General features: G+C 43.5%; 7 protein-coding genes. 1 reads left to right on the plus strand and 6 read right to left on the minus strand.

The genetic code is table 11. From position 1 onward, the window contains the following. From pstB to QTO00_RS11225, 4 genes are all read right to left on the minus strand, one after another. A partial coding sequence (gene pstB, locus QTO00_RS11210; protein WP_331424893.1) for a phosphate ABC transporter ATP-binding protein PstB occupies positions 1–637 on the minus strand: 637 nt, incomplete at its 3' end. Positions 638–688: 51 nt separating this feature from the next. Next, complete coding sequence (gene pstA / locus QTO00_RS11215) at positions 689–1,552, minus strand: phosphate ABC transporter permease PstA (protein WP_331424898.1); 864 nt, start codon at positions 1,550–1,552, stop codon at positions 689–691. A 38-nt stretch (positions 1,553–1,590) separates the two neighbouring features. Continuing rightward, complete coding sequence (gene pstC / locus QTO00_RS11220; RefSeq protein ID WP_331424894.1) at positions 1,591–2,520, minus strand: phosphate ABC transporter permease subunit PstC; 930 nt, start codon at positions 2,518–2,520, stop codon at positions 1,591–1,593. A gap of 103 nt (positions 2,521–2,623) precedes the next feature. Continuing rightward, positions 2,624–3,445 carry a phosphate ABC transporter substrate-binding protein gene (locus QTO00_RS11225; protein WP_038201494.1) on the minus strand — a complete coding sequence of 274 codons (822 nt, stop codon included), beginning with the start codon at positions 3,443–3,445 and terminating at the stop codon, positions 2,624–2,626. 371 nt (positions 3,446–3,816) lie between these two features. On the opposite strand from QTO00_RS11225, the gene QTO00_RS11230 reads away from it, so the two are divergent. Next, positions 3,817–5,460: a methyl-accepting chemotaxis protein gene (locus QTO00_RS11230; protein ID WP_331424895.1), complete on the plus strand. Its 1,644-nt coding sequence runs from the start codon at positions 3,817–3,819 to the stop codon at positions 5,458–5,460. 93 nt (positions 5,461–5,553) lie between these two features. Here QTO00_RS11230 and QTO00_RS11235 read toward each other — a convergent pair whose 3' ends face one another. Continuing rightward, on the minus strand, positions 5,554–6,540 hold the full coding sequence (locus QTO00_RS11235) for a chemotaxis protein (RefSeq protein ID WP_331424896.1): 987 nt from the start codon (positions 6,538–6,540) through the stop codon (positions 5,554–5,556). Positions 6,541–6,687: 147 nt separating this feature from the next. Continuing rightward, a complete protein-coding gene (locus QTO00_RS11240) occupies positions 6,688–7,125 on the minus strand; it encodes a hypothetical protein (protein ID WP_331424897.1) in 438 nt (145 codons plus the stop codon). Between the last annotated feature and the right edge of the window lie 264 nt (positions 7,126–7,389).

Genomic DNA, 7,389 nt, shown 5'->3' on the forward strand with positions numbered 1-7,389 from the left:
GGTCAGAAATGCGACGCGCTTGTTGCATGGAGTGCGTAACAATCACAATCGTATAGTTCTTTTTCAGCTCTTCCATCAGCTCTTCAATTTTGTGGGTCGCAATTGGGTCAAGTGCTGAAGTTGGTTCATCCATTAGAATTACATCCGGCTCCATCGCAATCGTGCGCGCAATACATAAACGCTGCTGCTGACCACCCGATAAACCAAATGCATGAGACTTCAAACGATCTTTCACTTCATCCCAAAGAGCCGCGCCACGCAACGATTGCTCAACAACCTGATCGATGTGTTTTTTGTCTTTAATCCCTTGAGCACGAAGACCGTACGCTACGTTCTCGTAAATGCTCATCGGAAATGGGTTTGGTTTTTGGAACACCATACCCACTTTAATGCGTAAATCCGCAACATCAATATTGCCGTAGATATCATCACCATCCATATCTAGACGACCAGTGATTTTAACCCCTTCAATTAGGTCATTCATGCGGTTCAAGCAACGCAGCAGAGTGGATTTACCGCAACCAGATGGGCCAATCAGCGCTGTCACTTGGCGCTCTGGCACCGGCAGATTGATTGATTTAAGCGCTTGGTTTTCACCGTAAAATAGATCTAGATTTTCAATATCAAATTTATTCATTTTCTTAATCTCTTCAATTCTTTAATTCGTGTCTAGCGATGCTGAGTAGGATTAATACGTCGCTTTATTAAAGCGGCTGGCAATCAATTTGGTTGCCATGTTGATCAACAAGACCACTACAATCAGCACTGTCGCCGTACCGTAAGCCTGATTCCACTCTTCAATTGTGAATAGCTCGGTGGTGAGCTTATATAGATGAACCGTCAGGGTTCGGCCCGAATCAAGCAGAGAGTCTGGAACTCGAGCTACCATACCCGCCGTTAAGAAAACAGGCGCTGATTCACCAATAACACGACCAATACTTAGAATGACCGAAGTTAAGATACCCGGCGTTGCACTTGGTAAAATTAGACGCCAGATTGTGTATATTTTCGAAGACCCTAATGCATAAGAACCTTCACGATAGGTTTGTGGTACTGCCATTAGCGCTTCTTCCGTAGTACGGATAATCACTGGCAAAATAAGGATACTTAGCGTTAAGGCACCCGATAAAATAGAGAAGCCCAAACCCAGTATCGCCACAAAGAAAGTCATACCAAAGAGACCAAAGATTATCGATGGAATACCTGCTAATGACTCAGTACAAAAACGAATAACCTTAACTAAACGACTACCCACTTTCGCGTATTCAGTTAAATAGATAGCCGTCATAATGCCCAAAGGCGCAGCCACAGCAATCGAAGCAATCACCATATAAATGGTTGAGACGATCATTGGGAAAATACCTTTCTCTTCCCCTGTCGCCGTGTAGTTATCAGTAATGAATGCCCAATCGACATGTTTAAGACCATTCGAAAGAATGTACCAAATAATCCAGAACAAGAAGCCGACCGTTAATGCCGCAGCAGCCCAAACAAATGCATTTAAGATATTGTCTTTGGTCTGACGTGCTTTTTTAAGCTTGGAAGTATCCATAGCAGAAGCCTTAGCTTGGTTAACTTGAGACATCATTGTTACCTCGCCTTCTCACGGTTTAGATAAAGCAGAACTGCGTTAAGAGACATAATAAATACCAGCAGAACCACACCCGTCGCGTACAGTGCATTAGCGTGAATACCACTTGCGTAAGACATCTCAATTGCGATGTTCGCGGTAAGTGTACGGGCAGAATCTAAAATACCTTGTGGCATTGCTGGAGCGTTACCCATTACCATGATGATTGCCATCGTTTCACCCAAAGCACGGCCGATACCTAAGATAACGCCTGTCATGATCCCGCTACGAGCAGCCGGAACCAACAGCTTAAAGATGGTAAAGATTTTTGACGCGCCGAGTGCCAAGGAACCCTCTTTATACGTTCTTGGAACTGCGCGGATAGAGGTTTCAGAAACGGTAATAACCGTAGGAAGAATCATCACCCCCAAAACAATGATACCCGCTAAGATAGTATTACCCGCTGGTACACTGAAAATGTCTTGGATTAGAGGAACAATGATCACCAAGCCGAAGAAACCGTAGACCACTGAAGGAATACCGGCTAGCAGCTCTACCGCAGGACGAATAATGTCAGCGACACGCTTTGGTGCGATTTCAGCAATAAAAATCGCCGTTAATACACCGACAGGTACACCAACAGCCACTGCACCTAAGGTTGAAACCACTGACGCTACGATCATGGTCGCAACACCATAAAGTGCCGGCGGTAACCAGTCTTGGCCAAGAACAATACCCGAGACACCCGTTTCCTGGAAGGCAGGGATACTCTCTTTAACAATGAAGTAAGCGATAACCGCTAAAGAAACAATACCGATAACCGCACTGGTTAGAAACAAGCCGTGAAAGATACGCTCTCTCCAATCTACGTTCTTACGCGCACGCAGACCTGACTTGCCAAATTGAGTCGCTTCAGTATTCATAAGCTTTTCACTATTTGCGATGGTCATATGAAAATCTCACAGTTCGAGCTGCAAAGCAGAGTCGAATTGGATTGAAAACGCTCAGCCCGAAAAGGTGGGCTGAGCAAATAATTAGGGTTACTAACTAAAATTAGTTAACTGAGATGTAACCTTTTTGGTCAACTAGCGCTTGAGCTTCAGGCGTTAGCATCCAGTCTAGGAATTTCTGAGTTTCAGTTGAAGGCTTACCTTCTTTGTAAAGAACAAGGAAAGGACGAGCTACTTTGTAAGAGCCGTTCTTAACATTGTCTACAGAAGCGGCTGTACCATCGATTGCTAGCGCGTTAACTGAGCTGTCAACTGTACCTAGAGAGATGTAGCCGATAGCGTAAGGGTTTGACGCAACCATAGTTTTTAGCGCACCGTTACCGTTAGCAACTTGAGCACGTTGTGAGATTGCAGAAACCTTCTTACCAGAAATTTTCTTCTTAAGTTTCATGATGTCTTCGAATGCGCCACGAGTACCAGAAGCTGTATCACGAGTGATAGCAACGATTGGTTTATCTGCACCACCAACGTCTTTCCAGTTTGTGATTTCACCTTTGTAGATAGCCGTTACTTGCTCACCAGTCAGACCAGACAACTTGTTTTTTGGGTTAACAACGACTGCAATACCATCACGTGCAATTACTTCTTCTTTCAATGAAGGCTCTTTTTCAGATGCTTTCAAGTTACGAGAAGACATACCTAAGTCAGCGCTGCCGTTTTTGGCCGCTTTAACACCTGCAGATGAACCTGGGCCTTGAACTTCGATAAACACATTATCATTTGTCTTCATGTATGTTTCAGAGAAAACTTCCATCAGTGGAGTTACGCTGCTAGAGCCTACAGCTGAAATCGTTTCTTTAGCAGAAACTGAAGTCACTGCCATTGCGCCTAGAAGTGCGATTGCACCGATTACTGTCTTTTTCATCACAATATCCTTAAGTGGCTTTATTGCCGTTGTGTTTCACTTGAACGATGCCCACTTTAGGACTCAAGTATGACAGTTGTGTTTCACTTCGTTGAAGGCTGTGTGACAGATTAAAAACCTTATATCCGCCCAATTAAATGCAAACTGTCACTCGAGGGATTTACAAAACCTCACACGATGTACAATTAACAAGCAAAACCTGTTTAACATTTAACCCAATGAAAAGCTTAGAAAATTTAGTTGCATAATGTGTGTTCAAATTTTCGATAAATCTCCCCATTTACCGCATTGATTTATACAAGAATGCAATTAGAATCAATCTCATTATAACTATAACAAACCAATCTAAATTTATTTGTAGAGGACTTTTAATGCGTCAGTTACTAAACGGCTTATCCATTAAGCTGCAGGTTGTCGTACCTGTTTTATTCACAATGCTATTACTCATCGTTGGTATTACATACAGTACCAACAATTTAACCAATGCTTTCCAGCAAGTAACCGTGTCGACAAAAGACGTGGTCAAACACAAAGATGAACTAACCAAAATCATCGACAACACTTACGGCATGCGCATTAAGGCAATATACAGCCTGTTTCGCGCTGAAGATGTTGCCGAGTTACAATCGACTCTATTAGCTAAGCAAAATGATAACCTTCGCCTGTTAGACTCTTTGCGTGATATCGACGGCCTACAACGTGAAATAAAGCAGATGGAATCCGCAATTGAGGGCTATGTAAGCTATTCGGTAGATACCATGGTGCCACTGCTCAAGAGCAAACACGACCAAACTGCCGATTCTTCAGACTTCGAAGTCAAATACGCTCAAGCATCAGCTCTTTATCGTGATAAAGGCCAGTTGATGGTCAAAGGTATTGAAGACCTATCGAGCAAACTAAACCAGCTTACTCTAGCTGAAGTGGAACACAACCAAGAAATCCACTCCGGGGTCATGAACCAATCTATCTTAGGTTTAATCGTAATCTTAGTCAGTGCTGTTATCATTTGCTGGGTCCTGGCTGGCATCATAGTGACGCCAATACGTAAGTTGCAAAAAGCGATGCAAGAGCTCGCTAATGGCAACCTAACAGTAAGTGTTGCTGAAGAGGGCAATAACGAAATCACTGAGTTGTCGAAAGACTTTAACTCTACCGTTGGTCAGCTAAAAACGACTGTTGATTCGTTAGTCCGTATCAGTGTTGACGTTGCCTCGGCTTCAACCGAACTTGCAGCGGTTATGACTCAGTCTAGCGTTAATTCAGATCAAGAGAAGAATGAAGTCGAGCAAGTGGCATCTGCAATTAACCAGATGGAGAGCACCGCTTCTGAAGTCACGCAAAACGCTAACCTTGCTGATCAGGCTTCAAGCAACGCAGATAAACTGGCACGCGATAGCCTAGCGATCTTTGAACAAAATACTCGCGAAGCAGCCAAGATGGCAGAGCAGTTGTCACAAGCGGCGGTGGTAGTAAACACACTTAAAGAGCAATCAGAGCAGATCGGTCAGGTTATTGAAGTGATTGAAGGCATCTCTGAGCAAACCAACCTACTTGCACTTAACGCTGCGATTGAAGCTGCACGTGCGGGTGAAAGCGGTCGTGGGTTTGCAGTTGTTGCTGATGAAGTTCGAATGCTTGCGGCACGTACCCAAGAATCAACCAAAGAGATTCAAACCATTATTGAAGAACTTCAGCGCCAATCAGGCAGCGCTAACGATAGCATGAACTCGAGCCTCGAGATGCTTTCGAAAAGCCAACAGCAAGCAGCGCATGTTAGCGAAGCGCTCAACAGTATTAGCGCTTCCGTCTCAGAACTCACAACGCTAAACGCTCAAGTAGCAGTAGCGTCAGAAGAGCAAGGACAAGTGACTGCTGATATTAATAAAAACCTCGGTAATATCTACGAACTAGTCAGCCAGAATGTCACTGGTATCACACAGTCGGCAGCGGCAAGCCAAGAGCTTTCTAGCCTGGCTGAGAACCAAAAGCAGCAGCTTGGATTCTTTAAGGTTTAAATAACTATTCCACTCCCCCAAAAGCAAAAAAGGTACGCAATGCGTACCTTTTTAAAATCAACTAGTTATCTGATAGTCAGAAAGATATTTACACTAGGCTTCTTGTTTACCAAAAATGTATTTATCCATCATAGAAACCATCTTACCAATCTCTGGCTTAGTGATGGTGTCATTCGCACCAAGCGCCAAAGCCTTAGCTCGGTTGTCTTCACTCATCAGTGACGAGAACATAACGATTGGCATTGAAGCGTAAGACTGCTCATCACGCAGGCGTTTAACCAAGTGCATACCGTCCATGCGTGGCATCTCAACATCAGTGACAACACCATCAATCAGTTCGCTGACTGGTAACCCCTCTTCTTTCGCAACTTGAATAAGGCTCATCAGTTTCTCGTGAGCTTCACCGCCATCTTTACATGAAATGATGTTGTAACCAGCAGAGCTCAAGGTATCTTGAATCAAAGAGCGAATAAACGCAGAGTCATCAACCACCATGACAGTCTTCGCATTTCGCTTAGTCACCATACGTTGGTTCAGGTCGACGTTCCTATCCACCGTCACATCGTACTTTTCCATGCTCAGTTCTGGGTTGATATCAGCGATAATCTTCTCAAAATCGAGGATCATGATTAGATTGCCATCTTTACGTACTACTGCAACCACACAGTCTTGTTCGCCTGCTTCCAAGAACTGGCTTGGAGACTCTACGTCGTTCCATGAAATACGGTGTATACGGCTAATACTATCGATCAAGAAACCGTTAGTCATATTGTTAAAATCGGTAACAATAACAAACTTCTTCTCGATGTTTTTGGCGGTAGCAACACCTAACCACCCAGCAAGATCAACCAGCGGAGTCAAAATATCACGGGAGGAAAAAACGCCTACCATGTGAGGTTGCGCGTTTGGATAATCCGTTGTCTCAGGTACTTGAATGACCTCTCGCACCTTCGCGACGTTAATACCGTAATAGCACGTCTTAGTACTGCCATCAGGCAGTTCTTTCTCCAAATGAAACTCAATTATCTCAAGTTCATTGGTACCACTTTCCGTTAAAATCGTACTGTTTGATCCACTCATAATCTTACTATCTTAATTTGATCACTCTATATTATCGTCATCAATTGAAAATTCTTTTGCTCTTTTTATCTGTAATCCCGTGATTTGTAAATAAAACGCACAACATATTTCAAACTTCTTTGACCCAGTTAGCCTAGTAATGACATTTCACTCGACCGCTACCCAGTGTTCTGGCATGTCAATATTCCACCTTGCTCGTTCTACTTCTGAATATATCGCTTTGCCTTTGTTACCAGTCACGATTGGAATCGGCTGTTTATGTCCATGTTGAACAATCTGATTGATTAATTTTGCTGCCTGCTGACCATGACTGAATCCAAATAGCACCACACCACCAATCGCCTTGCTTTTACCAACCGCAAAGTCCCAAAAGGCAAAAATCGGCAGCTCAGAATACGCATTTGTCCACTCGATAATGGTATCTGCTGGTACACTGCGCCCCTGCTTGTCTAAAAGCGTTTGATAGAGCCCGACAATAATAGCTTTGAACCCTTCATCCTTAGCACTCAGCACCTCACGCTGCCACTTTTCCTGTGTATCGATAGTTTGAATATCAACCTCAACACCCAGGTTGGTTCTAATCAAGGTATTTTGCTTCACCATGTATTGCTTGGCAATTTGTGAGGTAACTCCCGAATCAAATAGCACCTTCACTTTAAAATTATCGCCATCAAATAGCTTATTAATTGCAGCGATTGATCGGCTTTGTTGCGTAATTCAGACGAGAAACCAAACCTCCTAAAGTTGAGCGACTTTTATACAATATACTGAGTTTCAGGCATACCAAGCCCTGTAAGTTTGTTCAGTGCTTTGATCATGGCGTAAGTCTCGCCAACCTGAGCGTTGTAA

Source organism: Vibrio sp. M260118 (assembly GCF_036533755.1).
Lineage (GTDB): Bacteria > Pseudomonadota > Gammaproteobacteria > Enterobacterales > Vibrionaceae > Vibrio.

What these genes read in the sequence shown, in the direction of transcription:
- pstA (WP_331424898.1), bottom strand. Translation starts at nt 1,552, where the DNA reads ATGGATACTTCCAAGCTTAAAAAAGCACGTCAGACCAAAGACAATATC.
- pstC (WP_331424894.1), bottom strand. Translation starts at nt 2,520, where the DNA reads ATGACCATCGCAAATAGTGAAAAGCTTATGAATACTGAAGCGACTCAA.
- QTO00_RS11225 (WP_038201494.1), bottom strand. Translation starts at nt 3,445, where the DNA reads ATGAAAAAGACAGTAATCGGTGCAATCGCACTTCTAGGCGCAATGGCA.
- QTO00_RS11230 (WP_331424895.1), top strand. Translation starts at nt 3,817, where the DNA reads ATGCGTCAGTTACTAAACGGCTTATCCATTAAGCTGCAGGTTGTCGTA.
- QTO00_RS11235 (WP_331424896.1), bottom strand. Translation starts at nt 6,540, where the DNA reads ATGAGTGGATCAAACAGTACGATTTTAACGGAAAGTGGTACCAATGAA.